This window comes from Longimicrobium sp., assembly GCF_036388275.1.
In the GTDB taxonomy this organism is placed as follows: Bacteria; Gemmatimonadota; Gemmatimonadetes; order Longimicrobiales; family Longimicrobiaceae; genus Longimicrobium.
This window is the reverse complement of record NZ_DASVSF010000026.1, coordinates 20,598-47,539: the sequence shown is the minus strand read 5'-3', so window position 1 is coordinate 47,539 and position 26,942 is coordinate 20,598. Positions and strand designations below refer to the sequence as shown.

Genomic DNA, 26,942 nt, shown 5'->3' with positions numbered 1-26,942 from the left:
AAGCAAGCAGCCATGAGCGCCCAGAACATCACCGACAAGCCCGCCACCCCTTCGCGGCGCGATTTCCTGCGCGTGGCCTCGCTCGGCATCGCGGTGCCGGTGGCCACGGCGGCGCTCGCCGCCTGCAAATCCGAGGAGGCTCCCAAGCCCGCGGCGGCCGCCGCCCCCGCCGCGGGGCCGCACGCCGACAGCAACCACAGCGGCGGCACCACCGCGGCCCATCCGCGCACCCCGGCCGAGATTCGCGCCGCGGCCGACGAGATGGACAAGCACCACGAGGCCGGCATCAAGTCGTTCCCGGCCAAGACCGAGGGCAAGGGCAACCAGATCCTTCAGCCCCGGGTGGAGAACGGGGTGAAGGTGTTCGAGATCACCGCGTCCAAGCTGCAGTGGGAGATCGAGCCCGGAAAGCTCGTGGAGGCCTTCGCCTACAACGGCCAGGTGCCCGGTCCCCAGATCCGCGTCACGGAAGGCGACAGGGTGCGCGTGATCATCAAGAACCAGCTGGAGCAGTCCACCGCCGTGCACTTCCACGGCGTAATCACGCCCAACGACCAGGACGGCGTGCCCTTCATCACGCAGCCGCCCATCAAGCCGGGCGATACGTACACGTACGAGTTCACCGCGAAGAATGCGGGCTCGCACATGTACCACTCGCACCACAACGCGGCCGAGCAGGTGGGCAAGGGGCTGCTGGGCGCCTTCCTCATCCTCCCCCGCCGGCCGCGCGCCATCGAACGCGCCGACGTGGACTACGTGATGGTGATCAACGACGGCAGCCACGGCTACACGCTCAACGGCAAGAGCTTTCCCGCCACGGAGCCCATCGTGTGCAAGCTGGGCCAGCGGGTGCGCGTGCGCTTCATGAACGAGGGGATGATGATTCACCCCATGCACCTGCACGGCATGCACATGACGGTGATCGACAAGGACGGCTACCCGCAGCCGATGCCGTGGAAGTGCGATACGCTGAACGTGGCGCCGGGCGAGCGCTGGGACGTGATGATCGAGGCCGACAACCCCGGCGTGTGGGCCTTCCACTGCCACATCCTGCCGCACGCCGAAACGCCCAACGGCATGTTCGGCATGGTGACGGCGCTGATCGTGGAGAAGTAGGAAACGAACTGCAGTTTCACGCAGAGGACGCAGAGAAGACAGAGAGGACGCAGAGAACATCGTTCGGTTCTCTGCGTCCTCTCCCTTTTCTCTGCGCCCTCTGCGTGATGCTCTTCTACGATCCTTCAGCCGCGTGGGCGGATGCGCACGGTGACGTCGGCGCTGCGGATGATGGTTTCGCCGGTGCGCGGATCGGTGCTCACGTTCACCGGCGCGCCGCGCACTTCCACCTGGGCGTCGCCCACGTTGCCGGAGTAGCGCAGGCGCCCGGCCTCGGAGCCGCCGGCGCGGGGAGCGCGCCCGGCGTCGGGGCGCCGCAGGGCCGCCATCGTGGCCTGGTGCGACTGGCCGCCGCGCGTGTACGTCCACCGTACCTGCTGGCCCGGCTGGATGGCCCCGAACCGCCGCCATCCCGCCTCGCTGGTCAGCGGCACGCCGTCCACGTGCGTCAGCCGGTCGCCGCGGCGCATTCCGGCGCGCGCAGCCGGGGTGCCGGGCTCCACGCTCACCACGCTGGGCGTTTCGCGAAAGCGAAAGCTGCGCACCCCGTTGTTCTCGCTGATCCCGCAGTTGTTGCACCGCATCCCGAACCCGAACCACCCGTCGGGCATGATCTCCGGCGGCGGCGGCGGCGCCGGAGGGGCAGGCGGAGCCGGGGGCGCGTCGGGTGCGTGCGGAGCGTCGGGTGCGCGCGGGGCAGCCGGCGCGTGCGGCGGCGTGGGCGGATGCTCCCCTCGCACGGCGCCCGGCCGCGGGGGTGCGGGAGGCCGGGGCGGCGCGCCCGGTGCACGAGGCGCGGGTGGAGCGTGGGCTGCGGGAGGACGCGGGGGAGTGGGGGGGCGCGGAGGCGTCGGCAGCCGCATGCACCGCTCGCCCGCGGTAACGGTCACGTCCTGCACCCGTCCGCCACGACGAACCGAGAGCCGCACGCGCTCGCCGGGGTCGATGGACGAGTAGCGCCGCCCGCCTTCACGGGTGGTGATCAGCTGCCCGTCCACCGCCACCAGCACGTCGCCGTCGCGCAGCGGCCCGTTCGCACGGACACCGCTGATCCGGGGCTCGCCCTCGAACGTGGTGTGGGCGTGTCCATCGTCGATGCGCGTGGAGATGGGTGCCCCGCTCATCCCGGTGAATCCCAGGTCCGCCACCCGCACGCCGCGGCCGTTCTCGCCACAGCCGCCCGCCTGCGCACCGCAGGGTGCCGACGCCAGCATCGTCGCGGCCACCATCGCCGCCGCAAATCCATATCTCGAGCTCATGGGATCATCCCCGTGTGTCGTTGGTTTTCAGAACCAGACCACGCGCTGCTTGTCGCCCGCTGCGGCCTTGGTGGTGTCGGCCTTCTGGAACCCCGCCAGGACGGCGCTGGCCACCGGATCGTCCGGGGCGATCCGCACCAGCTCGTCCGCCGCCGCGCGAAGCATCTGCACGGCCACCTCCCGCCCCTGCGCCGCGTGGGCCCCGCTGTCCCGCGTCGTCGCCAGCTTCGACAGCGCCTGCACGTACGCCGTCCCCGTCTGCTGCACCAGCATGGCCGTGTTGCGGGAGTTCTCCGCCTGCACGGCGCTCACCACCTCGGCCGTGGCGCGCGTGCCCATCCATTGCCCCACGGCCATGCCGCTGGCGAACAGCGCCAGGCTGGCCGCCACCGCCCCGCCCAGCCACGAGGCGGGAAGGCGGCGGATTCCCCGGCGCGGCGCCGCGGCCTCGATCACCCCGTGCTCGCGCAGGGCCCGTACGGTGCGCTCTTCCAGCAGCCGCCCCGGCTGGCGCTCGCGGGGCAGGTCCTGCAGCGCGCTCCGCAGCTCGGGCGGCAGTTCGTCGTCGTCGTGATGGTCAGGCGTGCTCATGTCGTCCCTCGTGTACGGGCTCCAGCATGCGCCGGAGCGCCCTGCGTGCATGGGAGAGCTGGCTCTTGGACGTGCCGGGCGCGATGCCCAGCCGCTCCGCGATCTCGTCGTGCGTGAAGCCCTCGACGTCGTACAGCACCAGCACGGCGCGCTGTCCCGCGGGGAGCAGGGCGATCGCCCGCTCCAGGTCGATGCGGTCGCCATCGCTGGGAGGCGGGCGGAAGGGCTCGGGCGTCCCCGGCTCCATCGGCAGCTCCCACCGCCCCTGCTTCCGCAACAGCCCGCGCGCCACGTTCAGCCCGATTCCCGTCAGCCAGGTGCCGAACGCCGCCTCCCAGCGGAAGGTGGGCAGCGCCTCGGTGGCGCGGATCCACGTTTCCTGCACCACGTCCTCGGCGTCGTGCTCCGCGCCGCCCACGATGCGCAGCACGAACTGGAACAGCCGCGGCGTGTGGCGGGTGTACAGCTCGCGAAAGGCACGTTCGTCCCCCCGGAGGAGAAGCGCCTGTGCGAGCGCATGGTCGGGTACCGCGGGCGTTTCGGCTCTCATGCGATACTGAGTGGCGCGGCGCGCGGGATTGGTTGCATCGGGGAAGTGCGTTAGTGCAGAAGGACGGAGGCGAGGTACGGTATTCATCCGCGGCTGCGGCCTTCGACACCCCTTCCGCGGATCGGTCGGTCAGCCTACTGTCCAGCATCACACGAGCGATCACCCTTGACGGCATCGCAGAATGGAATCTGACGCCGTTCACCAACTCGGACCTCAGCCTCCGAGCAGGCTAGTCACGCGCGACGAGGCATGGCTGTGGGGCGATAACCTTGTGCGCGAATCGATGCGGCGTGCATTCGGTGAAGCGGAACGTGGCGAGTTCGTTGACCTTGGCTCATTTTCGAGGTTCATCGACAGCAAGGCAGCTGGATAAGGTCTCCCCCTCCCCTGCGAAGCGGGGGACTGGGGCCGGGGGGAGGGGGCTCCCAAGGCATGCACCGGCACTCCATCGTACCCCGGCTGCAGTTCTCCCCTCTCCCGGCGCAGTTTGCCGGGGGAGGGGCTGGGGGAGGGGCCCCCCACGGACGCGTCTCGGGCTTGGGTGCTCGCTATCGCGCCCAGGCTGAAAAGTGGCGCAGGCTAGATCCATCGGCGCGCAAAGAATGAGGTACGGGCCGGTCCAGTGCGCCTGCGCCTCAGGATGACACCGCGTTCCCGCCGTCACACGTTCCGCCACACGGGCGTTCTCCATGCGACAGTGATCGAACCACTCGCGCCAGAGAGACCCCATGAATCTGCTTCGTCGTACCGCCGCCATCGCATCCATCGTGACGCTTTCCGCGTGCTCCGGCAACCCGACCCTCGCGGACGAGGAGGCGCGGATGGAAAGGAGCCGGCAGGTGTGGAACGCGCAGGGCATAGACGACTACCGCATGACCGTCAGGATCACCGGCGGGCTGCTCGGCGGCTCGGCACTTGTCGAGGTTCGGGACGGCGTTCCCGTTTCCGTGCAGCCGGCGGAGGGCGGGCCGCAGCACCTTCCCATGTCTGCCTTCGCGCGCTACGACACCGTCGAGGAGCTGTTCGCCGTCCTGGAGCAGGCGTTCGACACCGGCGCCGACGACGTGGACGCAACCTACGACGCCACCCTGGGCCTGCCGCTGCTCGCCGCCATCGATCCCATGGAGAACGCCATCGACGAAGAGCACGGGTTCCTGGTCGAGGGCTTCACGAAGCTGTAGCCCGGCGTGGGGAAACGAGAACGGGGACGCACGATCACCATCGCGCGTCCCCGTTCGCCGTTCCCTCCCGCGGATCAGAGCGTGTGGAAGCGCGCCTTGATCTCGTTCACCAGCTCGATGTAGCCCGGACGTGTGCGGATGTCCGGCTGCCACGCCAGGTCGCGCTCGATCAGGTCGATCGTTTCCACGATGCGCGCGCCGGGGATCGCGTTGCCTGCCGCGTCGCGGTCGCGCCCCATCAGCCAGATGGTGTCGGAGACGGCAACCGCGGCGGAGACGTCGTGCGTCACCACGATGATGGTGTTGTGGTCGTGCGTGCGGCTGACCTCCAGGATCAGCTTCTGCACGTTCTCCTGCTGGATCACGTCCAGGCCTGAGAACGGCTCGTCCATCACCAGGTACAGCTCGGAGCACAGCAGCTGCTGCGCGATGGCCACGCGCTGCCGCTGCCCGCCCGAAAGCTGGAGCGGAAACTTTTCCGCGTGCGCCGCCAGGCCGAAGCGCTCCAGGTACTTCATCGACGCCTCGTGCGCCTGCTTGCGGTCCATCCCCGCCTGGCGCGCGGCGATCACCAGGTTGCCCAGCACCGAGCGGTGCTCGAACAGCACGTAGTTCTGTGCCACCACGCCCACCAGGCCCGGCGCCGCGGGAACGCCCTTGTCACCTACCTTCACCGTGCCCTTGTCGGGGCGCAGCAGTCCGGCGAGGACGTGGAAGAGCGTGGTCTTGCCCACGCCCGACGGCCCCAGCAGCCCCACCACCTGCCCCTGCTGCATGCCGGGGCGAACGAGGTCGAGCACCTGCGCGTTCAGGTCGCGCAGCACGGGAACGCCGCCGCGGTGCACCTCGATGCCCTGCAGGTCCAGCAGGACGCCCTTGCGCTCGTAGGGAAGGCTCGTGCTCATGGCCCTACCTCCGCGCGACGGTAAGGGCGGCGTGCGGCACCACCGTGGCCTTCAGCCAGGCCAGGAACGCGTCCTGGCAAAAGCCGGCCAGGAGAAAGACGATCTGCACGGCGATGATGGCGGCCAGGTTGAAGTGCTTGTTCTGGTCCATCAGCAGGGCGCCGATGCCGCCCTCGCTGCGGCTGATGCCCTCCACCATCGTCAGCATCATCCAGCCGATGGCGGCGTTCTGGCGCAGCACGTCGAGCGCGGCGCCCATCTGCCCCAGCACGATCACCTCCCACACCACCCGCCACTCGCCCATCCGCAGCGTGCGGGCGTGGTCCAGCTTTTCGCGCGGCACCTGCGCCACCACGTCCACCATCGACGTCAAGAAGAAGGCGGAAATGCCGAACACCAGCAGCCACACCTTCAGCGGGTGCCCGCCGCCCACCATCATGGTGAAGACGAAGGTGAGACCCACCAGGCTCAGGAAGCGCGCCCGGGTGAGCGCCACGATGATGGGCCGTACCGCGGCCACCACCGTCAGGTAGGCCAGCCCCAGCGACAGCACGGTGGCGATGAGCAGCGACTCGGCGAACAGGGCCAGGCTGGTGGCCAGCTCGGCGATCAGCCCCTGCTGGGCCGTCAGCGCCTGCATGGCCGCCCACACGCGGCCCGGGCCGGGAAAGAAGGCGGGGGCCAGGAGCCAGGCCACGAGAACGAACAGCGTCCACAGCGCGACGAGCATCCAGTACGCGCTGGCCGGCACCCACTGGTTGGGGCGCAGCGCGGGTCCAAGGGCAGGCATCGGCGTGAGTGCGAATGTGAGAAGAAGTGCCAGGTACCAGGTGCCGAAGTACCGGGCCGTGTTGGCACCTGGTACTCGGCACTCGGTACTTTCCCGTCAGCTGCCGATCACGATCTCCACGCGGCGGTTGGCCGCCCGGCCGGCCTCGGTGCGGTTGCTCTCCACTGGCTGGGTGGCCCCGTGGGCGAACACCCGCACGCGGCCCGGCGGGAAGGTGGCCGCCGAGCGGCGCTCCAGCCACTGCTTCACCGCCAGCGCGCGGTCTTCGGACAGCTGCTGGTTGGCGGCCGCGTCACCCGTGTTGTCGGTGTGGCCGTGCACCTCGACCGCCAGCGAGTTGATGGACAGCGCGTCGAACAGCTCCTGCAGCTGCTTTTCGCCCTGCGGCGTGAATTCGGCCGCGCCGGTGGCGAAGGTGATCTGGTAGTTGCGCCGGCCCACCACGCGCGTCACCGGGCCGGTGCCCTCGAACTTCTGCGTCTCGGCCTGGCCGCCCGTGCCGCCCGCCCGCGCCGCGACCGCGCGCAGGTAGCTGACGTCGACGATGCTGTCGTACTCCGGGATGCTGGGCACGAGGTCGGGGTACTGCTGGCGCACGATCTTTCCGAACACGGTGTACGTGGCGCGGAAGCGGCTCGTTTCCGGTGTGCTCCCCGGCGCCAGGCCAAAGAGCAGCAGGTTGTCGCCTAGGTTGTTGGCCTTGCTTCCGCCCAGCTCCACCGGGATTCCCTGCTTGTCGGGCTCGGTGACGCCGCGGTAGTAGCGCTCCCAGAACGCCGCGTCGGCGCCCTTCTCCTGGTAGATCTCCTGGCTGATCTCGGCCGCGCGCGTCAGCGCCTGCGGGTGGGCCAGCACCTGGTCGCCGCCCTCCATGAAGGCCTGCAGCACCTTTTCGACCGTGGGGCGGTTCTGCTGGTTCCACTTGCGGATGCCGATCAGCACGTGCGGCATCTGCGAGCTGTACTCCTTGGTGGAAACCACGGACACCAGCCCGCCGCGCTCGCGCGCCGCGGTGACGTCGGCCGGGGTCCAGGTGACGATGCCGTCCACGCACACGCGCTTGGTTTCGCCCGTGCGCCGGCCTTCCTGCACCACCGGGCGCTCCTCGCAGTAGCCGGCCACGTACTTCTCCGCCGCGTCCACGTAGCTGCTGGTGTTCACCCAGTTGACGGCGTCGGGATCGTACGTGCGCTCGTCGGGATTGTTGGGGATGTTGTTGTCGCCCATGAAGCGCTGGGCGATGTTCCAGTCGCCGTCGCGCAGCACCCCGGCCACCAGCCCGCCCCGCATGCTTTGCGGGTTGTCGCGCCACTTCTGCGGCCCCATCAGCTTGTCTTCGCCCCGCGAGTAGCCGCACGAGCCCACGATCTCCGCCCGGTACTCCGGGCCGAAGCTTTCCACCAGCTGGCCGTTGAGCGCCGACAGGAAGGCCCCCGCGCCGTCGCCCATGATGCCGATGAAGTGGATGCCGTCGCGCGGCTGGGCCTGCCCGGAGTGCAGCCCCTGCGCAAGCTTGGTGAGCTCGGCCATCAGCTGGCTGTTGTCGTCCTGCCGGCTGATCAGCGTCTTCACCCCCTGCTTGGCCATCAGCGAGCCCTCGGTGGTCACCGGGCCGCCGTTGGCGTACAGGCACCCCATCTGGCTGTTCCACGCCCAGAAATTGATGCGCACCTCGGGGGCGCCGGGAAGCGCGGCCGGCTTGTCGCTGGGAAGCCCGGCGAAGGCGGCGTTGCTCCGGCTCTGCTCGGTGGCGCCTTCCAGGCCCTCCACCTTGTCGGGGACGAACGAGCGCAGGATGCCGCGCCCGTAGCCGTTCTGGGCCATGTAGCGAAGGCCCAGCCCCACCATCAGGATCACGACCAGTCCGCCCAGCACGCGGACGGTTTTCTGGCCCGTCGAAGTCAAGCGCATGGAAAGAGTACGAGTTCAGGGGTACCTGCTTCCGGCCGCGCACGCGCGCGGCCGGCCCTACCTGCGGCGGTCAGCCGCCCTGCCGCCCACGGATCTTGCCGCGCCAGCGGTCTTCCGGGTTGGCGCCGATGGGCGCGGCGCCGGGAAGGTTGGTGCTGAAGCCGCCCAGCGGGTCGCCCGCGCCCAGCGCCGGCGCGGCGCCCTTGCCCGGGTCCGCCAGCTCGGCCGCCGACACCTTCTTTTCGGCCTCGGCCAGCTGCGCCAGGCCGTCCTGCCGGAAGGCCATCTGCTGCAGGTCTACCGCGTGGTCGAAGTCCGTCAGGTCGATCAGCGTCTGCAGCTCGCCCAGCCTCTTCTCGTAGTCGTCGCGAATGCGCTCGGCGGCCATGTCGCGCACCTCGGCCAGGTCGCTGTCGCCGAAGATGCCCTGCGCCGCGGTGGTGGCGGCCTGCACGGCGCCGGTGATCTCGTGCTTGTCTTCCAGCTGGTGCGCCTCGTCCTCGGCCGTCTGGATGTGGTAGTCGGCACGGCGAAGGACGCGCTGCATCAGGGCCTCGATGTTGTTCATCTGGCCCTTCATGGCCTCGTACTCCTCGATGTCCCGCGCGCGGCGCGCGGCGATCTCGGCGTGCGCGTTCAGCCCGTCGTCGTCACCCGTGCCCCGGGCGGCCGCGGCCAGGCGCAGGGCCTGCTGCCGCTCCTTTTCGCTCTTGGCCACCTTGGCCTCCAGCATCCGCCGCACGCCCACGATGCGCCCCAAGCGGTCCTGGATCACCTCGCGGCGCTTCTTCATCTGCTTCACGAACGAGTGAAGAATGGCCACCGGGTCCAGCTCCACGAAGTTGCCCGTCACCCAGCGGCTGATCATCTGCAGCCCGTAGAACAGCAGCGTTCGCGGGCGCTCCCACACGAACACCATGCAGTACACCAGCGCCAGCGCGCCCAGCAGGAACGACAGGTACAGCGTGTTCTCGGCGATCTGGATCAGCGCGGGCAGGATCCTGATGAACCCCCATGCCATGAGGGCCGAGAAGCCGGCCAGGATGCCCATGCCGACCTTGCCTTCCGGCCGCTGCCAGAAGGTGCGCTTGCCGGTGCCGGACGGGGATGCTTCGCTCATGGGCGTCAACCAGCGGTGGGGGTGAGGAACGGCGCGATGCGCGCGCGCTCGGCGGCCAGCTCGGCCTCGACCACGGCGTACGAGGCGGCGAACCGGGCGGAGTTGGCGTCGATGGACGCACGAGCCTCTGCAATGGACTTTTCCAGCTCGGCACGCTTCGCTTCCAGCTGCTGGATCTCCTCCACCTTGCGGGTGATGGCCGCCCGGGTGCTGTCGATCTCCTTCTGCGTGCTGCCGATGGTGCCCGTGGTCTCGGCCTGCACGGCCTTGTCGAACGCACCGCGCTCGCCGGCCAGGATGCGCAGGCGGTCGTCGATGGCCTCGGCCACCTGCTGCGCGGTGATGCCGTTGCTGGCGCCCGCGGCCGAAAGCGCCAGCTGCGTGCGCTGGCGGTCGTCGCCCACGGCGGCGAGGGCGCCGTACAGGGTGCGGAAGTGGGTGTAGGCGGCCTTGCCGCTGGCCTGCACGGCGGACTGCAGCCCCGCGACGAACTCGGGGTCCGCTTCGCCCGCCGGGACGACGGTGGACGCGGCGGGCGCCGGGATGGCCGGCCCGGCCACCGGCGCGGGCGCGGCGGCACGGGGCTGTGCGGACGGACGGGCCTCGTCTTCGGGCTCGAACTCCACGAAGGTGCCCAGGGCGTCCTTGCCCACGTCCTTGATCTTGTCGAGGATGTCCTTCATCGGTCTGTCGCCGGTCCGGGCTGGGCCCGGGGCCGCTCCTGCGGGGGTGAGGGTGCGCGATGCGTTCGCCGTGACGGCACGCCCGGCTGCCGGGCACGGCCATCGTCGCTCGGATGGCCGCAAGACGTGGCGTGTCTACGGGTTGCGTCGCCGGAGAGTTTCGAAGGTATGGGTACGCCGGCCGTCAGCGGACCGGGCGTGTCGTGTGATATGCGGGAGATCAGGGCTGATTGGGGATACCGTGCGCCCCCGGTGCCGACGAGCGAAAACGCAGCACCCCGGCACGCCTGGAGCCTGGTTGGAGGCAGGCGGCGGCCGGAGCGGTAAGTGCATTCTCGGTTGGATTTTAAACGCCGGGTGCGCCGCTGGCAAGGCCGTGGGCCCTCCGTGCACCCTGTCATCCTGGGGCGCAGGCGCACCTCCCGTCCGGCCTCGGCCCTGCTGGGGCGACTAAAGTCGCGGCTGGAACGTCACGAAGTCCGCCTTCGCGGACTGCAAGCGCCAGCAGGGTGCGCGCAGCCGGCCTCGAGCACCGGGCTGGCTCCCTTCCCCCGCAGCTGTTTGCGGGGGAAGGGCTGGGGATGGGGGGCGCCGCGGCCCGCACTGAACCCGTCGAACCCCGATCGAAGTTCTCCTCTCTCCGCACGCAGTTCGTGCGGGGAGGGGCCGGGGGAGGGGACTCCTACCGCGGCGCCGCCCATGGCGGAAGCACGCCCGGCTGCACCCCGAAGGCCCAGAGCAGGAAAGTGTAGGCCACGACGAGGATCACCGCGATCCCCATAAGGTCCAGCAGCAGCCCGGCGCGCGCCATTCGGGGCACCGACACGTGCCCCGTGGCGTAGGCGATGGCGTTGGGCGGCGTGGCCACGGGGAGCATGAACCCGCAGCTGGCGGCCAGCGCGGCCGGCACCACGAACAGCAGCGGGTTCTCGCCCACGCCCAGCGCCAGCGATCCCACCACGGGCAGGGACGCGGCGGCCGTCGCCGTGTTGCTGGCGATCTCGCTCAAAAAGACGATCGTCGCGCACACCAGCAGCACCAGCAACGGCGTGGGGAGCGAGCCCAGCCCCGACAGCCCCGCGCCGATCCACTTCGCCACGCCGGTCCTCGTCAGCGCATCCGCCAGGCTCAACCCCCCACCGAACAGCAGAAGCACGTCCCACGGCAGCCGCCCGGCCCACTGCCAGTCGAGCACGAACTCGGCGCGCGCCAGGTTCACCGGGGCCAGGAACAGCACGAGCGCGGCGGTGATGGCGATTCCCGCATCCGACAGCTCGGCGCCTGGGACGGCCGTCTCCAGAAGCGGCCGGAAGATCCACGCGAGCGCCGCCAGCCCGAACACCACCGCCACCACGCGCTCCGGCGTGGAGACCGGCCCCAGCGACTTCATCTCCGCCGCGATCAGCTCGCGCCCGCCGGGAATCTCCGGCTCGTTCACCCGGTAGACCACGCGCGTCAGCAGCAGCCAGGTGAACGGCAGCAGAACCAGCATCATCGGCACGCCCACCATCATCCACTGCGCGAAGCCGACCCGGATTCCGTACGTCTGCTGGACGAACCCCGCGAGCAGGGCGTTGGGCGGCGTGCCGATCAGCGTCGCGAATCCCCCGATGCTGGCGGCGTAGGCGATGCCCAGCATCAGCGCGCCCGGCAGGTCTGAACGCGTGTTTTCCGCCGCTCCGCGCTGCACCAGCTGCACGACGGACAGGCCGATGGGCAGCATCATCACGGCCGTGGCGGTGTTGCTCACCCACATGCTGAGGAACGCCGTCGCCAGCATGAAGCCGCCCACCAGCGCCGCCGGCCGCGTTCCCACCGCGGAAAGGACGGCGAGCGCGATGCGGCGGTGAAGCCCCCAGCGCTGCATGGCCTGGGCGAGCATGAACCCGCCCATGAACAGGAAGATCAGCTCATTGGCGTACGGGCTGGCTGCCTCCTGGATGCCCGACACCCCCAGTAGCGGAAAGAGCACCAGCGGGAGCAGCGCCGTCGCGGGAATGGGGATGGGCTCCGTGACCCACCACACCGCCATCAGCACGCCCGTGGCGGCCACGCGCCACCCCGCGGCGCTCAGGCCTTCCGGCGCCGGAATGGCGAGCATCAGCGCGAACAGCGCGGGGCCCAGCACCAGCCCCAGCCTGGCGCGGCGGGTCAGCGTGTCGGCGACTTCGGTTTCGGCGGATTCCATGCACGCCACGATAGCGCGCCTCGGCTGACCGGGCCAGGGAATTCGTCGGCAGGGGCGGCGCTCGCAGGCGGCCCCTGCTGGCGGCTCCCCGGCTGAGCGGAAGAGTGCGCTTCGACTGGTCCCGGCCCATGCCCCTGGCCGCCCTCTCTCCCCGGCCCTCTCCCCCGCAAGCGGGGGAGAGGGAGAATTCGATCGCGCTTCGGTGTTTCCGGCGTGCACCCCACGCCGCCCCCGCACCGAACCACCCCCGCGCCCACCGCGCACGATCCTGCTGTGCGGAGTGGGTGGGTTCGGCTCCTTTTATCATCATCCAACTCGTTATCCGCCAACGCACAAACCGCAATCGGCCAGGTGACGAAAGGCTTGTGCGGTGAACGCAGTGAACACTATCGTGCGTCCACTCCGTTCCGATCTACTCGGACGCTCACCCTCAGCCGACTCCGCCCATGTCGACCGCGACGACCCTCATCGCCAGCAACGCGCATCAGGCTCAGCACTTTGAGGCCGTCACGTGCACGGCTGTCGGCTTCGGTGTGTCTCCTCGGGAGGGCACGACCGCGATCGCCCCCCATCGCACGAGAGACGAGGTGCCCGCCCTGCGCGACTCGCTGTTCCTGGCGCTGGCGGAAAGCGACTCGATCGGCGTGGCCGTGTGCGACCGCGACTTCCGCTACCTGGTGTGGAACCGGTTCATGGAAGAGACGACTGGCCTTTCCGCCGCACAGGTGCTGGGCCGCAACGCGCTGGACGTGTATCCGGGGCTGCGCGAGGAGGGGCTGGAGCGCGTGCTTCGCCGCGTGCTGGCCGGCGAGATGGTGTCGCTGCCGGACAGACGGTACACGGTCCCGGGGGTGAGGTCGGGGTGGATGTGGGCGCAGTACTGGCCGCACCGCGCGGCCGACGGCTCCGTCGTGGGCGTCATCGGCATCGTGCACCCCGTCTACGACCGCGCCATGCACGCCCGCGCCCTCTCGCGGCTGCGGCTGGAAAGCGACCTCCGCCGGGCGCTGGACCGCGGCGGGCTGACGGTGCACTACCAGCCCATCGTGGCGCTGAAGACGGGGCGGATCTGCGGGATGGAGGCGCTTGCCCGATGGTGGCACGCCGGGCGGGGCTGGGTGGCGCCGCACGAGTTCGTCGCCTCGGCCGAGGAAACAGGAATGATCGTGAGGCTGGGCGAACGCGTGTTGTCCGAAGCCTGCCGCCAGCTCCGCGCGTGGACCGACGCCCTGCCCGCCGCGGCCGGGCTGAGCATGAGCGTCAACCTCTCGGTCCGCCAGTTCGCCCAGCCGGACCTCGCGGGGCAGGTGAGGCGCGCGCTGGAGGAGAGCGGGATCCACCCCTCGCGGTTGCGTCTGGAGGTGACGGAAAGCGTGCTGATCGACAACGCCGAAGCGGCGGCGGCCACGCTGGCCAGCCTGCGGGCGCTGGGGGTGCGCGTGTGGATGGACGACTTCGGCACCGGCTACTCGTCGCTTTCCACCCTCCACCGCCTTCCCATCGACGGGGTGAAGGTGGACCGCTCGTTCGTGGCGGCGGTGGACGGGCGGGCCGCACGCGTGCTGGCTGCCGTGGTGGCCCTGGCGCAGGGCCTGGGCCTGGAGGTGGTGGCCGAAGGCGTGGAGCACGCCGGGCAACTCGCCGAACTGCGCGCCCTGGGCTGCGACGCCGCGCAGGGCTTCCTGTTTTCCCGCCCGCAGGACCCGGACGCCACCCTCGCCCTCCTCGCCGCGGACCCGGCGTGGTGAGCCGGCCTCGGAGGGAGACCCTTTACAAAACCCAACGATAGGATTATGGTATGCCAGTCGTACTGCGTATGGACGGGTTCGTGTTCCGGGTGAACACCTACGATCATCCGCCGCCGCACGTTCACGTGCGCGTTGCGGGTACGTGGGCGCGCATCGCGGTGGGGCCGCTGAGGGCCGAGCCGTACCTGATGCCCGGATGCACCATGCGCGACAAGGACGTGGCGGGCGCGCTGGAAATCGCGCGTACGTGCCAGGCTCACCTGCTTTCCGAGTGGAGGAACTACCATGGCGGCGATCACTGACCTGAACAGAAACGCGGTGTCCGGCGCGGCCTCGGGCGGAGGCGAGCCCCGCGCCGCCAGCGCGTGGTACGACGAATCGGCACGGGTGGTGATGGTGGAGATGAAGAACGGGTGCCGGTTCGGGTTCCCCCCGGACCTGGTGCATGGGCTGCAGGGCGGCACCCCCGCGCAGCTGGCGGCGGTAGAGGTGTGGGAAGACGGCGAGGTGCTGCACTGGGAAGAGCTGGACGCCGACGCCGACCTGAACGGGCTGATGCTGCACGCCTTCAACGTCAAGGCCTGGGCGGCGCGGTACCTGGGCTCGGCCACGTCCGAGGCCAAGGCCCGGGCGGCCCGTGAAAACGGGAAAAAGGGCGGGCGCCCGCGCGGGAAGGCCGCTCCGGGCTGAGGCGTCGCGGGGCGCGCACGCGGCGCGCAAGATGCAGGCGGGCAGGGGGAAGCTGAACAGTCTTGGCGGGGACTCGGGACCCCGGTATACTGGATGTCGCCCCCCGTTCATTTCCGCCGTGGCGCCCTCTCCCGGCGCGCACTCCGGGCCTGCTCTCGGACCCCGCGATGAACACCGCCCTGCCTCCGGGCCTTCACCTGCACGACGGGCTGCGCCGGCTTGCCGAGCTGCACCTGGGCTCGCTCGACGGCCTGGAGCCCGGCTGGCTGCGCTTTCTGGAAGCGGTGGACGCCGAGTTCCGCCGTGCCGAAGAGGCGCGCGGGCTGCTGGCGGGCACCCCCGGCACCGCGGCGGGCGACCTGCTGGACCGCTACTACCGCTTGCAGAGCGACGTCGCCGCGCTCGACCGCGCCGCCGAGGCGCTGCGCGAAAGCGACCGGCAGTTCCGCGAACTGGCCGAAACCGTCGCCGCCGCCACCTTCGTCTACCAGGGCACGCGCTTCCGCTACGTGAACGCCGCCGCCGAGGAGCTTACCGGCTACACCCGGGCCGAGCTGCTGGCGATGACGTTCTGGGACATGGTGCACCCCGACTTTCGCGAGCTGGTGCGCGAGCGCGGGCTCGCCCGCCAGCGCGGCGAGCCCGTTCCGCCGCGGTACGAGTTCAAGATCCTGCGCAAGGACGGCGGCGAGCGCTGGCTGGACTTTACCGCCGGCGTGGTGGAGTACGGCGGCGAGGCCGCGGCGCTGGGCACCGCGTTCGACATCACCGCGTACCGGGAGGCGGAGGCCGAGCTTCAGCGGCAGGCCCTGGTGTTCGACAGCCTGTACGACGCGGTGATGTTCACGGACATGAACGGCCGCCTCGCGGGATGGAACCGCGCGTCGGAGCGGGTCTACGGCTGGACGCGCGAGGAGGCGCTGGGGCGCGGGCCCGAGCTGTGGCTGGGGCCCGAGCGGGCCCAGGAGGTGGCCCAGGAGGTGTTCGACGCGCTGGACAGCGCCGGGCGCTGGCAGGGGCGCATCCCCTTCGTGCGCAAGGACGGCAGCGAGGGCGTATCGGAAACGCTGGTGATGCCGCTGCTGGACGCCACCGGGCGGCGGGTGGGGGCGGTGGGGGTGAACCGCGACGTCACCGACCGCGAACGGGCCCAGGAGGAGCTGCGGCGCAGCGAAGAGCGCTACCGGCTGATGGTGGCCGGGAGCGAGCAGGTGTTCTTTTACTCGCACGACCGGGCCGGCCGCTTCGAATACGTGTCGCCCTCCGTCGCCAGCGTGCTGGGCTACGCGCCCGAGGAGCTGGTGGGGCGCAGCTACCACGAGCTTCACCCCTCGCCCGAGTCCGACGGGCAGGTCGACGAGCAGACCGCCCAGACCATGGCGTCGGGGGGCACGCCCAACACCTACCCCACCACGGCGAAGCACCGCGACGGGCACATGGTGGCGCTCGAGCTGGTGGAAACGGCGGTCACCCGCGGCAACCGGGTGGTGGGGGTGCACGGATTCGCGCGCGACGTCACCCCCCGGCGCGCCGCCGAGCGCGCGCTGCGCGAAAGCGAGGGCCGCTACCGCTCGCTCTTCGAGCAGTCGCGCGACGCCATCTACATGACCACGGTGGATGGAAACTTCGTGGACATGAACTCGGCGTGCCTGGAGCTGTTCGCCTACACGCGCGAGCAGATGCTGCGCATGCGGGTGGGCGACCTGTACGCCAACCCGGCCGACCGCCAGCGCTTTCGTGACGAGATCACCCGCGCGGGGTACGTGCGCGACCACGAGGTGCGCCTGCGGCGCGCCGACGGCGAGGCCATCGACGCCCTCCTTTCCGCTTCGCTGCGCACCGCGCCCGACGGCACGGTGCTGGGCTACCAGGGCATCATCCACGACATCACCGAGCGCAAGCGGGCCGAGGAGCAGCTTTCCTACGGCGCCCTTCACGACGCGCTGACGGGTCTTCCCAACCGCCTGCTGTTCGTGGACCGGCTGGAGCACGCCGCCGAGCGGGTGCGCCGCGGCGACCACCTGTCGCTGGCGGTGCTGTTCCTGGACATCGACCGCTTCAAGGTGGTCAACGACTCGCTGGGCCACGGCGTGGGCGACCAGCTGCTGCGCGAGGCGGCGGAGCGGCTGGAGCAGGCGCTGCGCCCCGGCGACACGCTGGCCCGCTTCGGCGGTGACGAGTTCACCGTGCTGCTGGAGGGGATCCAGGGCCCGCTCGAGGCCACGCACCTCGCCGAGAAGCTGCTTCACGCCATCGCCGAGCCCTTCATGCTGGAGCGGCACGAGGTGTTCGCCACGGCCAGCGTGGGCATTTCGCTCTCCGCCACGGGGAGCGAAAAGCCCGACGAGCTGCTGCGCGACGCCGACGCCGCGCTCAGCCGCGCCAAGATCCTCGGCAAGAACCGCTACGAGGTGTTCGACCGCGCCATGCACGCGCAGGCGCTGTCACGGCTGCGGCTGGAGTCGGACCTGCGGCGGGCGCTGGAGCGGGGCGAGCTTCGCCTGGCCTACCAGCCCATCGTGTCGCTGGCTAGCGGCGGGGTGGAGGGCTTCGAGGCGCTGCTGCGCTGGCGGCACGCCGAGCGGGGCGACATCACCCCCGCCGAGTTCATCCCCCTGGCCGAGGAAACGGGGCTGATCCTGCCCATCGGCCGCTGGGTGATCGAGGAAACCTGCGCCCAGATGAAGCGATGGCGCGAGCAGCTGGGTCACGGGCGGGTGTCGATGTCGGTGAACCTGTCGCCCCTGCAGTTCGCCCAGCCCGACCTGGCCGACCACCTTGCCGCCACCATGGCCAGCTGCGGGGTGGAGCCCGCACGGTTCCGGCTGGAGATCACCGAGACGGTGCTGCTGGACCACGAGGCCAACGCGGTGCTCATGCTGGAGCGGCTGCGCGAGATGGGCGTGGTGCTGTGCATGGACGACTTCGGCACGGGGTACTCGTCGCTGGGCTACCTTCACCGCTTTCCTCTGGACGTGGTGAAGATCGACCGCTCGTTCGTGCGGCGGATGGACCGCGACGGGCGGAGCGCGCAGCTGGTGCACGCCATCGTGAACCTGGCGCGCAACCTTCGCGTGGGGGTGGTGGCCGAGGGGGTGGAGACGCGCGAGCAGCTGGCGGCGCTGCGGGGGATGGCCTGCGACGAGGCGCAGGGCTTCCTCTTCGCCGAGCCCATGCCGGCGGAGAAGGCGGCGCTGATGATCTCCGCCAACCCGCACTGGTGAGCGGGTTCCACCCTCGTGACGACTGGCGGCGTTCCGTGGAACATCTGTGTAAGTCGATGCAACGGGTGCGTTTAGAATTGTAACGATTGGCACGAGGCGTGCACTGCGCCCCCGCTGGCACAAACCTGGGGGTGAAATGGCTTTGCGCAGCTTCATGGATTCCACCGGGCACGAGTGGCGCGTGTGGAACATCGTCCCGCAGTACGGGACTGCTTCGGAGGACGATACGTTTACGCCAGGGCTGGAAGGCGGCTGGCTGTGTTTTGAGAACGAGGGTGACAAGCGGCGGCTCTGCCCCATCCCCGAGGACTGGGAAACGGCCGACCCCGCGCAGCTGGAGCGCTACTGCGGGCAGGCCAAGGCGGTGCGGAGGCGGAGCCTGGTCTGAGGGGAAGTACCAAGGGCCAGGTACCAGGTAGGGCGAAAACGAGGAGAGGGCGGCGGATTTCGGATCCGCCGCCCTCTCCTGTCGTATGCCTGCTGCTTGGCACTCGGTACCTGGTACTCGGTACTTCAGTAGTACGGGTTCGCGCCCGCGTCGTGGTCCGTGAGGTCCACGATGTCGCGCACCTCGGGGATCTCTTCCCGCACCATGCGCTCGATGCCCTGCCGCAGCGTCATGGCCGAGGCGGCGCAGCCCTGGCATCCGCCCATCATGCGGACGTAGATCACGTCGTCGGCCACGTCCACCAGCTCCACCGAGCCGCCGTGCGATGCGATGCGCGGGTTCACCTCGTCGTCGAACAGCCGCTGCACCTTTTCGGCGAGCGGGCCCGAGACGCCGGCCGACCCCGTGGCGCTGACCGTGGGCGCGGCGGGGCGCGAGGGACGGGGCGTCTCTACCCGAAACCCACCCTGCTCGTCGGACCAGTCGATGGTGGCGCCGCTGAGCAGGTTGCTGGTGTCGAGGTTCAGAAAGACGCGAATGCCTTCGAGGTTGATGGCGATCTCCGTCTTCTGCTTGTCTTCGCGCTCCACCAGGGAGATGTCGTACTCGCGGTCCACCAGGCTGGCGCCTTCGCGCAGCGCAATGCGCAGCGCGGGGTCGCGCACCACCTCGGCCTGCACCAGGCCGTTGATCTTGTCGCGCGAGGTATCGGTCAGCTGAATCATCGTCGGGGCTCTTCCGTATCGGTGCCGTTCCTGATGCCGATACACTCACCCCGCCGCGCGGTTCGCACAAGCCCCAACGCAGAAGCGCCGCCCCCTTGGACGACGCTCCATCGCACGTTCGAACCTCGTACTCCCGTCAGGGCTTTCCCCCGTTGCCCCGGCCGTTGCCGCGTCCCGGCCGCTGCGTGGGCCCGGGAACGGAAGCGGGCGGGCCGCCATTGCCGCGTCCGCGCCCGTTCGCGCCGTTTCCGCGGGACGGGTTCTGGCCCGGCGGCGCGCCGCTGCGGGAGCGCTCGGCCGCGGCCTCGCCGGGCAGCCGGCGCAGCGCCTCGGGGCCGCGCTGCAGGGCGGCCTGCACCCGGGCCAGGGCGCGCTCGGAGCTTTCGCCCTGGCTGACCAGCTGCGTGAGCGCGGCGATGGCCATGGCGCGGTGGCCGGCGGGGGCAGCCGAGGCAAGCTGTCCCAGAACACCGGGCTGCACCCCCGCCTCCAGCGCGTCTGCGCCCACCGACAGGTCGGCGGCGGTGATCGGCGACGTGCGGGGCGCGCCGGCCATGGCGTCGCGGGCGTTCGAGAGCGACGCCAGCCGGCGCTCCACTACGGCCGCGATGCGGTCCATGGGCACGCCCTTGGCGCGGCCCTCGGCCACCTTGCTTTCAAGCAGCGACACGGGAATCCCTGCCGTCTGCGCCTGGCGCCGGGCGGCCTCGATCCTTTGTTCCGAGGGTTGCGCCTGCGCCGCGGCGGGAACGCCCGCCAGCGCCAGGAGCAGCACCAGAATCCATCGTTGGGTCTTCATGTTTGCAGCCGGTGTACCCTCATCCCGCCATTTCGATCAGTAGACGACGCCAACCCGCCACGCGTCACGGAACCACCACCACGGCCGAGCGGCCGCCGAACCCGTCGTCCACCGACGGCACGCCCGGTGGCAGCATCATCTGCCCGTCCGCCAGGCGGTAGGAGAAGTGGTGAACTCCGGGCGCGATCCGTACCCGCGCCACCCACCACTCTCCATCCACCACCATCGGCACCGGCTGCCAGCCGCTGAAGTCACCGACGACGGCGGGGGGCTCGGCGTGGTCCTTCCGCGGCAGCCGGAACACGGCTTCGCCGAAGACGACTTCGGGCAGCAGCGCGGGCCGGGGCTGGCGCTGCCGCCCCAAGGCGCGCGAGACCTGGAGGTTCCAGGTGCGACGCGGCGTGCTCCAGAGAAGGGGATCGAACGGCTCCTGGCGCACGGAGGCCTGCAGGCTGGCGCCGGCCATCACGCGCACGCGCACGCCGGCGCCGTACGACGCCGCGGGGCGGGGGTGGTGGCCGCCCAGCCAGCTGCCGGCGTGGGCCCACGCGCCTCCCCATGCCCGCCGCAGTTCCGCGGTTCCCCCCGCGTACGGCCAGTCGCCGCCCTCGCCGCGAAGCAGCCGCGCGTCTCCTCCCACCTCGATGCCGTCGGACAGGGCGAACGCGAGACGGCCGGCGGAGTCGTGAAAGCCGCGCGTGGTGCTGGAATCGCCCGTCACGTCCGTCGCGGCGGAAATTCCGGAGCTGAGCGAGGCGGACAGCACGCCGCGCCGCCAGCCCAGCGTGGGCAGCAGCTCCGCCGTCCCCCCGGTTCCGCCCGCGTTGGGGCCGGAGGCGCCGTACGCGTAGCCGTTGACGGAGGCGTTGAGGCCCAGGTCCACTCCCTGGATGGTGGAGAACGGGAGCCATCCGCCCAGCCCGCCGGCGCTCCACGTGGGTCCGCTGCCCTGCACCGGCACCCCGGCGGACAGGTACAGCCACCGGCCGGTGCCCTGGTATCCCAGCCCCAGCGAGGCGGAAGTGGTGGCGACGCGCGCGGCGACGGGATCGTGAAGGGCGCGGCCGGCGGCGGCTTCGGCGGTCCAGCCCTGGGCCACGGCGCGCGACGCCAGGAGGAGCGCGCAGCCCAGCGTCAGCCGGACGATCACGCCGAGCCCAGCGGCGGAAGCGAGATGCGGCTGTTGGTGCCGCCGAAATCGTCGTCCACCTGCTGCGGGGCGTGGGGGTCCGGCACCCACTCGGTGCCGTCGACCACGAAGACGTAGTCGTGCACGCCGGGCTTCAGCGGCACCAGCGCCGTCCATACGCCGGTCTCGGATTCCTGCAGCGGAACGGTGGGCTGCCAGCCGGTGAAGGTGCCGGCGATGGCTACCTGGCGCGCCCGCGTCTCCAGCCGGAACTGCACGTAGACCACGGGCTGCGCGGCCGTGGCCGTGACGGGCGCAATGGCGACGCGCGCGGGGGTCCGGTCGCCCTCCAGCGTGGGGATGGCGACGGCGGCGGCGAGCGCGCACAGGCCGCCCGCCAGCGCGTACGCGGGGCGGAAGGTCAGGCGCAGCGGACGCGGGTTCCACAGCCAGTCGGTGACGGCGCGCCAGCCGCGGCTGGGCACGCGCTCCGGGAGCGCGTCCATCACGCGCGCGGCCAGGTCCGGCGCGGGCGCGGAACGCACGTGCGCGGCGGCGCGGTCGAGGAGCGCACGCAGCTCGTCGGCACGCGCGCGATCGCCGGGTGGCAGATCAGCGCCGGAGCGGCTGCCGTCGAGGTAGTCGTGTATGTCTTTCATGGTGTTCACCATCCTATGCTGCTCCGCTGGTGCGGTGCAGTACGTAGACGACTCGTCACACCCCACGTCACAAATCGCGCCGGTGTCGATCGGGCCCGGCGCATGCCCCGGCCGCCCCCCATCCCCAGCCTTTCCCCCGCAAACTGCTCGGGGGAAGGGAGTCAGCTCGGTACGTCACCTCGATGGTGGCGCGCCACACCCTGTCATCCTGAGGCCAAGCCCTGCCGCACTCGCACGCACGCCGTACTCCGCGGGCCGAAGGACTTGGCCTGGGGAACGTAACAACCCGGGCGCGGCAGCGGTCACGGAGGCGTGGGGCTCGGAGTCGTTCGGGTGTGTGGCGTTTCGATGAAACCGGCGCAATCCCCGGCTGCCCTCACCCCCGGCCCCTCTCCCGCAAGCGGGAGAGGGGAGAATTCGATCGCACTTCGACTGGCTCTCCGCAGTCGAATTCTCCCTTTCCCCTGCGAAGCGGGGAAGAGGGGGCTGCCGCGGCATGCACGGGCAGCCGGTCGAACCCCGATCGAAGTTCGGTCGCCAGGCCTGCTGGGGCGAATGAATTCGCGGCAACGACCACACGAAGTCCGCCTTCGCGGACTGGCCTGCCGCGGTGTGGGCTCGGTCCGGTGGCGCGCCCCTCTTTACTGTACCGCTCCGTGCGCCGGATGTTCATCCCACACCGGGCGCGCTGCTTGCAAACGGCGGCGCGCACGAGTGCGCTTCCCGAACAAGTAGACCATGCCTGCGACGAAAACGTTGGATCTGCCCGTGGATGAGCTTGCGGCCCGGCTGGGGGCGGACCGCCTGGAGCGCGACGTCCCGCTGGCGCCACATACCACGTTCAAGATCGGCGGCCCGGCGGACCTGATGTTCCGGGCGCTGACCCCCGACGAACTGGCGCAGGCGGTGCTGGCCGCGCGCGAGCTGGAGATGCCCTTCTTTCTGCTGGGGCTGGGCGCCAACATCCTGGTGGGCGACGGCGGGTTCCGCGGCCTGGTGATCAAGAACGACGTGCAGACCATCGACTGGCTCGACGACACGCGGGTTAAGGCCGGGTCAGGGGTCAAGATCTACCACGACCTGATCCAGATGACGGTGGCGCGCGGGCTGGGGGGGCTGCAGCACTACGTGGGCATTCCCAGCACGGTGGGCGGGGCGGTGTGGCAGAACCTGCACTTCTTGTCGCCGCCGCCGGAGCGCGAGCGCACGATGTTCATCGAGGAGGTGGTGGAGGGCGCCACCATCCTGTCCGAAGAAGGCGAGGTGCGCGAGGTGGGGCTGGACTACTTCCAGTTCGGCTACGACTACAGCATCCTGCACGACCGCAAGGACGTGGTGCTGGATGTCACCTTTCGCCTGGAGCCCACCGACCGCCAGGTGATGCGCGACACCATCCGCGAGAACTTGATGTGGCGCGACGACCGCCACCCCGACCTGTGGCTGTATCCCAGCGCGGGGAGCATCTTCCAGAAGCTGGAGGGCGTCGGCGCCGGGCGGCTGATCGACCAGTGCGGCCTGAAGGGGCACGTGCTGGGTAACGCGCAGATTTTTCCCAAGCACGCCAACATCATGGTGAACCTGGGCGGTGCGACGAGTGCGGACGTGCGAGCGCTCATTGACCTCGCGCAGACGACCGTGAAGCGTGAGCTCGGGTACGAGTTGAAGACGGAGATCGGGATGGTGGGCGAGTTCTGATCCGGATCGATGCCCTGGCCCTGATAACAGCAATCACGCAGAGGACGCAGAGGGGAACTGAGAGGACGCAGAGGCAAGCTACGGCCCCTCTGCGTCCTCTCTGTTTTCTCTGCGTGACGTTGCTGTTTGATACTTAGCGGACCGCTACGACGTTCGCCGCCGCCGGACCCTTTTCACCGTCCACCAGATCGTACTCCACCGCATCGCCTTCCACGAGCGTACGGAAGCCCGAGCCCTGGATGGCGGAGTAGTGGACGAAGCAGTCCTTCGCCCCGTCCTGCGGCGTGATGAACCCGAAGCCCTTGGCGTCGTTGAACCACTTAACGGTACCGTTCTGGCGCATTGCAGTACTCCCTAAAGATGTGTCGCGTGGGCTCGATTGCCCCCCACGCCAGGCATACGCCGCCTGTCCACCGATGGACGGCAGGCTTACGGGGCCACGAATTTGGCCCCACCAATGGTTCGGGATTGAGCTTCGGTGGAGTCTCGGAAGGGAACAACGGGCTGTCCTGCGGATGGAGCGGGTGCGCGCTACGACCTTTTGTGTCGTGTTGGGGATTGGTTCGGCACAAGCTAATCGGCCGAGTGCAAGCCGTCAAGAATCCCGTAAAGATGGCGAAGATGGCGTTCTCTCTGCGCTTATCGCGCTGTAGTGGACAAAGTGCCTGCCGCCGAACCGCTCATCGATACCGGTCGGCGAGGCGGGCGGGGTCGGCACCCAGCGCGTAGGCCAGCCGCAGGCGCCACATCAGCAGGATGGTCCGCGCGATCCCCCGCTCCTCCCACCGCCGGCTGGACGTGGTGACCCGCTCACGCAGGCACAGCGGCGGGCCGAGACGTTTCAGCGCCGTAGACAGCGCCACGTCTTCCATCAGCGGAACCGGTGGGAAGCCGCCCGCGCGCCGGAACCACTCCGCGCGGACGAAGATCGCCTGGTCGCCCGTCGCGATTCCGGTCACGCGCGAACGCAGGCTGATCATCCGCTCGACGACGCGCAGCCCGGGCGCAACGCCGCTCAGCCGTACGTCGAAGCGCCCCCAGCCCCGTCCCGAGGCCTGCATCCCATCCAGCACCAGGAAGTCCGGATCCGGCGGAAGAAGCGTGTCGGCGTGTAGGAAGAGCAGCACGTCGCACGTCGCGGCGGCGGCGCCCGCGTTCTGCTGCGCCGCCCGGCTGCGCGGAGAGGCGATCACCCGATCCGCCATGGCGCGTGCAATCTCCGGCGTGCCGTCCACGCTTCCCCCATCCACCACCACCACCTCGTGACCGCGAGCCCGCAACGGCTGCAGTGGGGCGAGCGTGGCCTGGATGGCGGCGGCCTCGTTCAACGCGGGGATGATGATGGAGATGCGCGGCATGGAGGGATCGGCGGGGAACGGACGAGGGCTCCCTTCTCGCGAAAGGAGCCCCGTGCAGCCGCTGTTTCGCTGAGCCTACTGGCGGGTGCCGGTCCGCCCCTGGGACAGCACGCGGCTACCGACCAGGCGCCCCGCGGCGTCGAGGGTGAACTCGATCACCGCGCCGGTCTGGTCGCGTACCTGGCGCACGACCTGGCCACCCTGGCCTGCGGTCTGGCGCAGAACAGGAAGCGTCAGCAGGCTGCCAACGACGCGCGAGCCCGCCACGGCGCCGGCCGTGTCCAGCGTCTGCTCGACGATGTTGCCCGAGGCGTCGAGGGTGCGCGTCACCGTCTGGCCCAACGTGTTCACCGTCTGCGACAGCAGTCCGCCCGGCTGCGTGACGTTGTTCAGCGTCTGCCCCACCGTTCCCGCCACGCCGCTGACGGGCCCGCCCGGCTGCAGCGCGGTGTTGGCGACCCCGCCCACGGTGTTCACCGTGTTGTTGACGGTGCCGGTGAGCTGGGCGATGATCTGCGGGTTGGCGTCGATGAAGGCCAGCGCGCGCTCCACCACCTGCACCACGTTGTCCAGGTCCACCAGCAGCAGGGCCTGCGCGCGGATGCCGTCGATCCCGAGGTTCACCTCGGCGATCTGCACGTCGGCACCGGCGTTGACGCGCACCAGGTTGGCGACGCGGGCATCCAGCGCCACGCGGGCCTGCAAGTTGTTCACGTTCAGCCGCACCCGGTCTACGCACAGGTTGGGGATGTCGAGCACCACGTCGTATTCCGCGGCCCGGCCCGTGGGCCCCGGCGCCTGGCGGGCCGCCGCGGGCCCGGTCGCCTGGCGCGTGCCCGTAGGCCCTGCCTGGCAGCGCACGACGCTGCGGTTGCCCTGCGCGGCCACGTCGGCCACGGACAGCGTCGCGGCGAGCACAGCCGCCCAACCCATCACCTTGCGCATCGCGCCCTCTCCCCCGAGATCGTCCAGTTTACGGCGTCGGATTCCATCGCGGCTCTAGCAAATTCGAAGCCGTTCCATCCATCCACTATAGGCACGGAACTTGACCTCCGGCGCCCCCGGCGCGGCACGCACCCTGGCCTGGCATTCCGATGATCTGGACGATCGCCCGCACGCTCGCAGTCACGTTGGTCCTGGCCGCGTTCGCCGCTCCGGCGAGTGCGCAGGTGGACACGTGCCCGGCGGCGAGCGACAGCGCGGCGGCCCAGCCGGCCCGCGCGCCGGACGTGGCGATCTCGGCCTCCGTCACCGCGCGCGAGCTGACCTTTCATTCCAGCCCGCGCGCGCGCGTCCGGCTGGCCGGGTGCGCCCTGCCGGACACGGTTCGCGTCACCGAGCGCAGGAACCTGCCCGCTCCCGTGCAGCCCGGGGTCGTGTACCGTGACGTGCACGTGGCGGTAGAGGTGCACGCCTGGGTGGATGCCGAGTGCCTGCTGGCCGGGCTGGACGTGCTGAAGCAGCCGACCTCCCCCACGGCGCCAGTGCGGGATCCCGCGACGTGCCTGCGGGTGGATGGGGCACCGCGGCCCTCCGCGCCGCCCCGATGAAGATCGTTACGCCGCCCGGACCGTCCGGGCGCGATGGACACGACAGGAGAATGAGCCGATGATGCGCCAGTGGACCACGGTTGCCTCGCTCGCCGCGCTGATGCTTGCGGCACCCGCCGCCGCGCAGGTGACCACGGACACGGTGCGCGCGCCGCGCACGCTGGGCTCGCCCACGCAGATCCAGGGCACCGCGACGCGCACCGGGCGCACGCCGGCCGCCACGGCGCGGACGGGGCAGCTGGGCACGCCGCACTACGACGTGGTGCTGGAGGTGCCCGAGCTGTCGGTCGACTCCCTGGGCCTGACGGTCGCCGGCCTGCAGGCTCACCTGTCGCTGAACGCCAACGCCGCCAGCCTGGTGTCGCTCACCGCCGGGGCGGACGTTTCCATCGACCGGGTGGAGCTGCAGATCATGGGCGTGCTGGCCCAGGTGTACCTGTACATCGACCTCGACAACGTGACGCGCATCGTGGACCGCGTGCTCGCCACGCTGGAGCGCAATCCGCAGCTGTTCACGCAGTTGCTTTCCACCGTAGACAACACGGTGAACACCGTCGGTGGGGTGGCGAACACGGCCCTGCAGCCCGGCGGCGTGGTCGGCCAGATCGGCGGCCAGGCGCAGCCCACACAGCCGGCGCCCCGGCGCCCCTGATCGAATGATCGCCGGGGCCGCGGACCCTCCG

Annotated in this window: 26 protein-coding genes; 10 read left to right on the top strand and 16 right to left on the bottom strand. The window is 70.4% G+C overall.

The genetic code is table 11. The features are described from left to right. Window positions 1-12 precede the first annotated feature (12 nt). Window positions 13-1,116, top strand: coding sequence for a copper oxidase (locus VF632_RS07920; RefSeq protein WP_331022334.1), 1,104 nt, complete (start codon window positions 13-15; stop codon window positions 1,114-1,116). Between the two features lie 125 nt (window positions 1,117-1,241). Here VF632_RS07920 and VF632_RS07915 read toward each other — a convergent pair whose 3' ends face one another. The 3 genes from VF632_RS07915 to VF632_RS07905 are packed head-to-tail and all read right to left on the bottom strand — an operon-like array spanning window position 1,242 to window position 3,516. Continuing rightward, on the bottom strand, window positions 1,242-2,375 hold the full coding sequence (locus VF632_RS07915) for a PDZ domain-containing protein (protein ID WP_331022333.1): 1,134 nt from the start codon (window positions 2,373-2,375) through the stop codon (window positions 1,242-1,244). A gap of 27 nt (window positions 2,376-2,402) precedes the next feature. Then, window positions 2,403-2,966 (bottom strand): hypothetical protein, encoded by a 564-nt coding sequence (locus VF632_RS07910; protein ID WP_331022332.1) that lies wholly within the window; start codon window positions 2,964-2,966, stop codon window positions 2,403-2,405. Next, on the bottom strand, window positions 2,953-3,516 hold the full coding sequence (locus VF632_RS07905) for an RNA polymerase sigma factor (RefSeq protein WP_331022331.1): 564 nt from the start codon (window positions 3,514-3,516) through the stop codon (window positions 2,953-2,955). The genes VF632_RS07910 and VF632_RS07905 overlap by 14 nt, the downstream gene beginning before the upstream one ends. Window positions 3,517-4,244: 728 nt before the next feature. Here VF632_RS07905 and VF632_RS07900 point away from each other — a divergent pair. Beyond that, on the top strand, window positions 4,245-4,697 hold the full coding sequence (locus VF632_RS07900; RefSeq protein ID WP_331022330.1) for a DUF6174 domain-containing protein: 453 nt from the start codon (window positions 4,245-4,247) through the stop codon (window positions 4,695-4,697). Window positions 4,698-4,771: 74 nt separating this feature from the next. Here the strand turns inward: VF632_RS07900 and VF632_RS07895 are convergent, their stop codons facing one another. From VF632_RS07895 to VF632_RS07870, 6 genes are all read right to left on the bottom strand, one after another. Continuing rightward, on the bottom strand, window positions 4,772-5,602 hold the full coding sequence (locus tag VF632_RS07895) for an ABC transporter ATP-binding protein (protein ID WP_331022329.1): 831 nt from the start codon (window positions 5,600-5,602) through the stop codon (window positions 4,772-4,774). A 4-nt stretch (window positions 5,603-5,606) separates the two neighbouring features. Then, window positions 5,607-6,392 carry a hypothetical protein gene (locus tag VF632_RS07890; protein WP_331022328.1) on the bottom strand — a complete coding sequence of 262 codons (786 nt, stop codon included), beginning with the start codon at window positions 6,390-6,392 and terminating at the stop codon, window positions 5,607-5,609. A gap of 96 nt (window positions 6,393-6,488) precedes the next feature. Further along, window positions 6,489-8,303, bottom strand: a complete 1,815-nt coding sequence (locus VF632_RS07885) for an OmpA family protein (RefSeq protein ID WP_331022327.1) — start codon at window positions 8,301-8,303, stop codon at window positions 6,489-6,491. A gap of 70 nt (window positions 8,304-8,373) precedes the next feature. Next, window positions 8,374-9,423 carry a hypothetical protein gene (locus VF632_RS07880; protein ID WP_331022326.1) on the bottom strand — a complete coding sequence of 350 codons (1,050 nt, stop codon included), beginning with the start codon at window positions 9,421-9,423 and terminating at the stop codon, window positions 8,374-8,376. Window positions 9,424-9,428: 5 nt separating this feature from the next. Beyond that, on the bottom strand, window positions 9,429-10,106 hold the full coding sequence (locus VF632_RS07875) for a hypothetical protein (protein ID WP_331022325.1): 678 nt from the start codon (window positions 10,104-10,106) through the stop codon (window positions 9,429-9,431). A 682-nt stretch (window positions 10,107-10,788) separates the two neighbouring features. After that, complete coding sequence (locus VF632_RS07870) at window positions 10,789-12,294, bottom strand: DASS family sodium-coupled anion symporter (RefSeq protein ID WP_331022324.1); 1,506 nt, start codon at window positions 12,292-12,294, stop codon at window positions 10,789-10,791. Window positions 12,295-12,881: 587 nt separating this feature from the next. Between VF632_RS07870 and VF632_RS07865 the strand changes: the two genes are divergently transcribed. The 5 genes from VF632_RS07865 to VF632_RS07845 all read left to right on the top strand — a co-directional run bounded on the left by VF632_RS07865 (window position 12,882) and on the right by VF632_RS07845 (window position 18,344). Beyond that, window positions 12,882-14,042, top strand: coding sequence for a sensor domain-containing protein (locus VF632_RS07865; RefSeq protein ID WP_331022323.1), 1,161 nt, complete (start codon window positions 12,882-12,884; stop codon window positions 14,040-14,042). Between the two features lie 50 nt (window positions 14,043-14,092). Then, the gene (locus VF632_RS07860; protein ID WP_331022322.1) at window positions 14,093-14,344 is read left to right on the top strand and encodes a DUF4160 domain-containing protein; all 252 of its coding nucleotides are present in this window, start codon (window positions 14,093-14,095) and stop codon (window positions 14,342-14,344) included. Next, window positions 14,328-14,732 carry a DUF2442 domain-containing protein gene (locus tag VF632_RS07855; RefSeq protein ID WP_331022321.1) on the top strand — a complete coding sequence of 135 codons (405 nt, stop codon included), beginning with the start codon at window positions 14,328-14,330 and terminating at the stop codon, window positions 14,730-14,732. Before VF632_RS07860 ends, VF632_RS07855 begins: the two co-directional genes overlap by 17 nt. A 167-nt stretch (window positions 14,733-14,899) precedes the next feature. Continuing rightward, window positions 14,900-17,956: a PAS domain S-box protein gene (locus VF632_RS07850; protein ID WP_331022320.1), complete on the top strand. Its 3,057-nt coding sequence runs from the start codon at window positions 14,900-14,902 to the stop codon at window positions 17,954-17,956. Between the two features lie 136 nt (window positions 17,957-18,092). Beyond that, window positions 18,093-18,344, top strand: a complete 252-nt coding sequence (locus VF632_RS07845; RefSeq protein WP_331022319.1) for a hypothetical protein — start codon at window positions 18,093-18,095, stop codon at window positions 18,342-18,344. A gap of 125 nt (window positions 18,345-18,469) precedes the next feature. Here VF632_RS07845 and VF632_RS07840 read toward each other — a convergent pair whose 3' ends face one another. The 4 genes from VF632_RS07840 to VF632_RS07825 form a co-directional block, all read right to left on the bottom strand. Further along, window positions 18,470-19,069 (bottom strand): NifU family protein, encoded by a 600-nt coding sequence (locus VF632_RS07840; RefSeq protein WP_331022318.1) that lies wholly within the window; start codon window positions 19,067-19,069, stop codon window positions 18,470-18,472. 136 nt (window positions 19,070-19,205) lie between these two features. Beyond that, window positions 19,206-19,868, bottom strand: a complete 663-nt coding sequence (locus tag VF632_RS07835) for a hypothetical protein (RefSeq protein WP_331022317.1) — start codon at window positions 19,866-19,868, stop codon at window positions 19,206-19,208. Between the two features lie 64 nt (window positions 19,869-19,932). Continuing rightward, window positions 19,933-21,018 (bottom strand): glycogen-binding domain-containing protein, encoded by a 1,086-nt coding sequence (locus VF632_RS07830; RefSeq protein ID WP_331022316.1) that lies wholly within the window; start codon window positions 21,016-21,018, stop codon window positions 19,933-19,935. Continuing rightward, the gene (locus VF632_RS07825) at window positions 21,015-21,656 is read right to left on the bottom strand and encodes a glycogen-binding domain-containing protein (protein ID WP_331022315.1); all 642 of its coding nucleotides are present in this window, start codon (window positions 21,654-21,656) and stop codon (window positions 21,015-21,017) included. Before VF632_RS07825 ends, VF632_RS07830 begins: the two co-directional genes overlap by 4 nt. Window positions 21,657-22,424: 768 nt before the next feature. Between VF632_RS07825 and murB the strand changes: the two genes are divergently transcribed. Further along, window positions 22,425-23,351, top strand: coding sequence for a UDP-N-acetylmuramate dehydrogenase (gene murB, locus VF632_RS07820; protein ID WP_331022314.1), 927 nt, complete (start codon window positions 22,425-22,427; stop codon window positions 23,349-23,351). Window positions 23,352-23,484: 133 nt separating this feature from the next. On the opposite strand, the gene VF632_RS07815 is transcribed toward murB, so the two are convergent. The 3 genes from VF632_RS07815 to VF632_RS07805 all read right to left on the bottom strand — a co-directional run bounded on the left by VF632_RS07815 (window position 23,485) and on the right by VF632_RS07805 (window position 25,654). Continuing rightward, on the bottom strand, window positions 23,485-23,694 hold the full coding sequence (locus VF632_RS07815; RefSeq protein ID WP_331022313.1) for a cold-shock protein: 210 nt from the start codon (window positions 23,692-23,694) through the stop codon (window positions 23,485-23,487). Window positions 23,695-24,031: 337 nt separating this feature from the next. Further along, complete coding sequence (locus tag VF632_RS07810; RefSeq protein WP_331022312.1) at window positions 24,032-24,709, bottom strand: TIGR04283 family arsenosugar biosynthesis glycosyltransferase; 678 nt, start codon at window positions 24,707-24,709, stop codon at window positions 24,032-24,034. A 75-nt stretch (window positions 24,710-24,784) separates the two neighbouring features. Next, a complete protein-coding gene (locus tag VF632_RS07805) occupies window positions 24,785-25,654 on the bottom strand; it encodes a hypothetical protein (RefSeq protein WP_331022311.1) in 870 nt (289 codons plus the stop codon). Between the two features lie 149 nt (window positions 25,655-25,803). Here VF632_RS07805 and VF632_RS07800 point away from each other — a divergent pair, with 149 nt between their 5' ends. Further along, window positions 25,804-26,259: a hypothetical protein gene (locus VF632_RS07800; protein ID WP_331022310.1), complete on the top strand. Its 456-nt coding sequence runs from the start codon at window positions 25,804-25,806 to the stop codon at window positions 26,257-26,259. A gap of 58 nt (window positions 26,260-26,317) precedes the next feature. Then, the gene (locus VF632_RS07795) at window positions 26,318-26,911 is read left to right on the top strand and encodes a hypothetical protein (RefSeq protein ID WP_331022309.1); all 594 of its coding nucleotides are present in this window, start codon (window positions 26,318-26,320) and stop codon (window positions 26,909-26,911) included. Window positions 26,912-26,942 lie beyond the last annotated feature (31 nt).

Excerpts from the sequence above, each read along its gene's own strand:
- VF632_RS07850 (WP_331022320.1), top strand. The coding sequence starts at position 14,900 with ATGAACACCGCCCTGCCTCCGGGCCTTCACCTGCACGACGGGCTGCGC.
- VF632_RS07895 (WP_331022329.1), bottom strand. The coding sequence starts at position 5,602 with ATGAGCACGAGCCTTCCCTACGAGCGCAAGGGCGTCCTGCTGGACCTG.
- VF632_RS07915 (WP_331022333.1), bottom strand. The coding sequence starts at position 2,375 with ATGAGCTCGAGATATGGATTTGCGGCGGCGATGGTGGCCGCGACGATG.
- VF632_RS07870 (WP_331022324.1), bottom strand. The coding sequence starts at position 12,294 with ATGGAATCCGCCGAAACCGAAGTCGCCGACACGCTGACCCGCCGCGCC.
- VF632_RS07885 (WP_331022327.1), bottom strand. The coding sequence starts at position 8,303 with ATGCGCTTGACTTCGACGGGCCAGAAAACCGTCCGCGTGCTGGGCGGA.
- VF632_RS07880 (WP_331022326.1), bottom strand. The coding sequence starts at position 9,423 with ATGAGCGAAGCATCCCCGTCCGGCACCGGCAAGCGCACCTTCTGGCAG.
- VF632_RS07810 (WP_331022312.1), bottom strand. The coding sequence starts at position 24,709 with ATGCCGCGCATCTCCATCATCATCCCCGCGTTGAACGAGGCCGCCGCC.
- VF632_RS07815 (WP_331022313.1), bottom strand. The coding sequence starts at position 23,694 with ATGCGCCAGAACGGTACCGTTAAGTGGTTCAACGACGCCAAGGGCTTC.
- VF632_RS07825 (WP_331022315.1), bottom strand. The coding sequence starts at position 21,656 with ATGAAAGACATACACGACTACCTCGACGGCAGCCGCTCCGGCGCTGAT.
- VF632_RS07805 (WP_331022311.1), bottom strand. The coding sequence starts at position 25,654 with ATGCGCAAGGTGATGGGTTGGGCGGCTGTGCTCGCCGCGACGCTGTCC.
- VF632_RS07910 (WP_331022332.1), bottom strand. The coding sequence starts at position 2,966 with ATGAGCACGCCTGACCATCACGACGACGACGAACTGCCGCCCGAGCTG.
- VF632_RS07840 (WP_331022318.1), bottom strand. The coding sequence starts at position 19,069 with ATGATTCAGCTGACCGATACCTCGCGCGACAAGATCAACGGCCTGGTG.
- VF632_RS07845 (WP_331022319.1), top strand. The coding sequence starts at position 18,093 with ATGGCTTTGCGCAGCTTCATGGATTCCACCGGGCACGAGTGGCGCGTG.
- VF632_RS07835 (WP_331022317.1), bottom strand. The coding sequence starts at position 19,868 with ATGAAGACCCAACGATGGATTCTGGTGCTGCTCCTGGCGCTGGCGGGC.
- VF632_RS07860 (WP_331022322.1), top strand. The coding sequence starts at position 14,093 with ATGCCAGTCGTACTGCGTATGGACGGGTTCGTGTTCCGGGTGAACACC.
- VF632_RS07890 (WP_331022328.1), bottom strand. The coding sequence starts at position 6,392 with ATGCCTGCCCTTGGACCCGCGCTGCGCCCCAACCAGTGGGTGCCGGCC.
- VF632_RS07795 (WP_331022309.1), top strand. The coding sequence starts at position 26,318 with ATGATGCGCCAGTGGACCACGGTTGCCTCGCTCGCCGCGCTGATGCTT.
- VF632_RS07800 (WP_331022310.1), top strand. The coding sequence starts at position 25,804 with ATGATCTGGACGATCGCCCGCACGCTCGCAGTCACGTTGGTCCTGGCC.
- VF632_RS07900 (WP_331022330.1), top strand. The coding sequence starts at position 4,245 with ATGAATCTGCTTCGTCGTACCGCCGCCATCGCATCCATCGTGACGCTT.
- VF632_RS07905 (WP_331022331.1), bottom strand. The coding sequence starts at position 3,516 with ATGAGAGCCGAAACGCCCGCGGTACCCGACCATGCGCTCGCACAGGCG.
- VF632_RS07855 (WP_331022321.1), top strand. The coding sequence starts at position 14,328 with ATGGCGGCGATCACTGACCTGAACAGAAACGCGGTGTCCGGCGCGGCC.
- VF632_RS07875 (WP_331022325.1), bottom strand. The coding sequence starts at position 10,106 with ATGAAGGACATCCTCGACAAGATCAAGGACGTGGGCAAGGACGCCCTG.
- VF632_RS07920 (WP_331022334.1), top strand. The coding sequence starts at position 13 with ATGAGCGCCCAGAACATCACCGACAAGCCCGCCACCCCTTCGCGGCGC.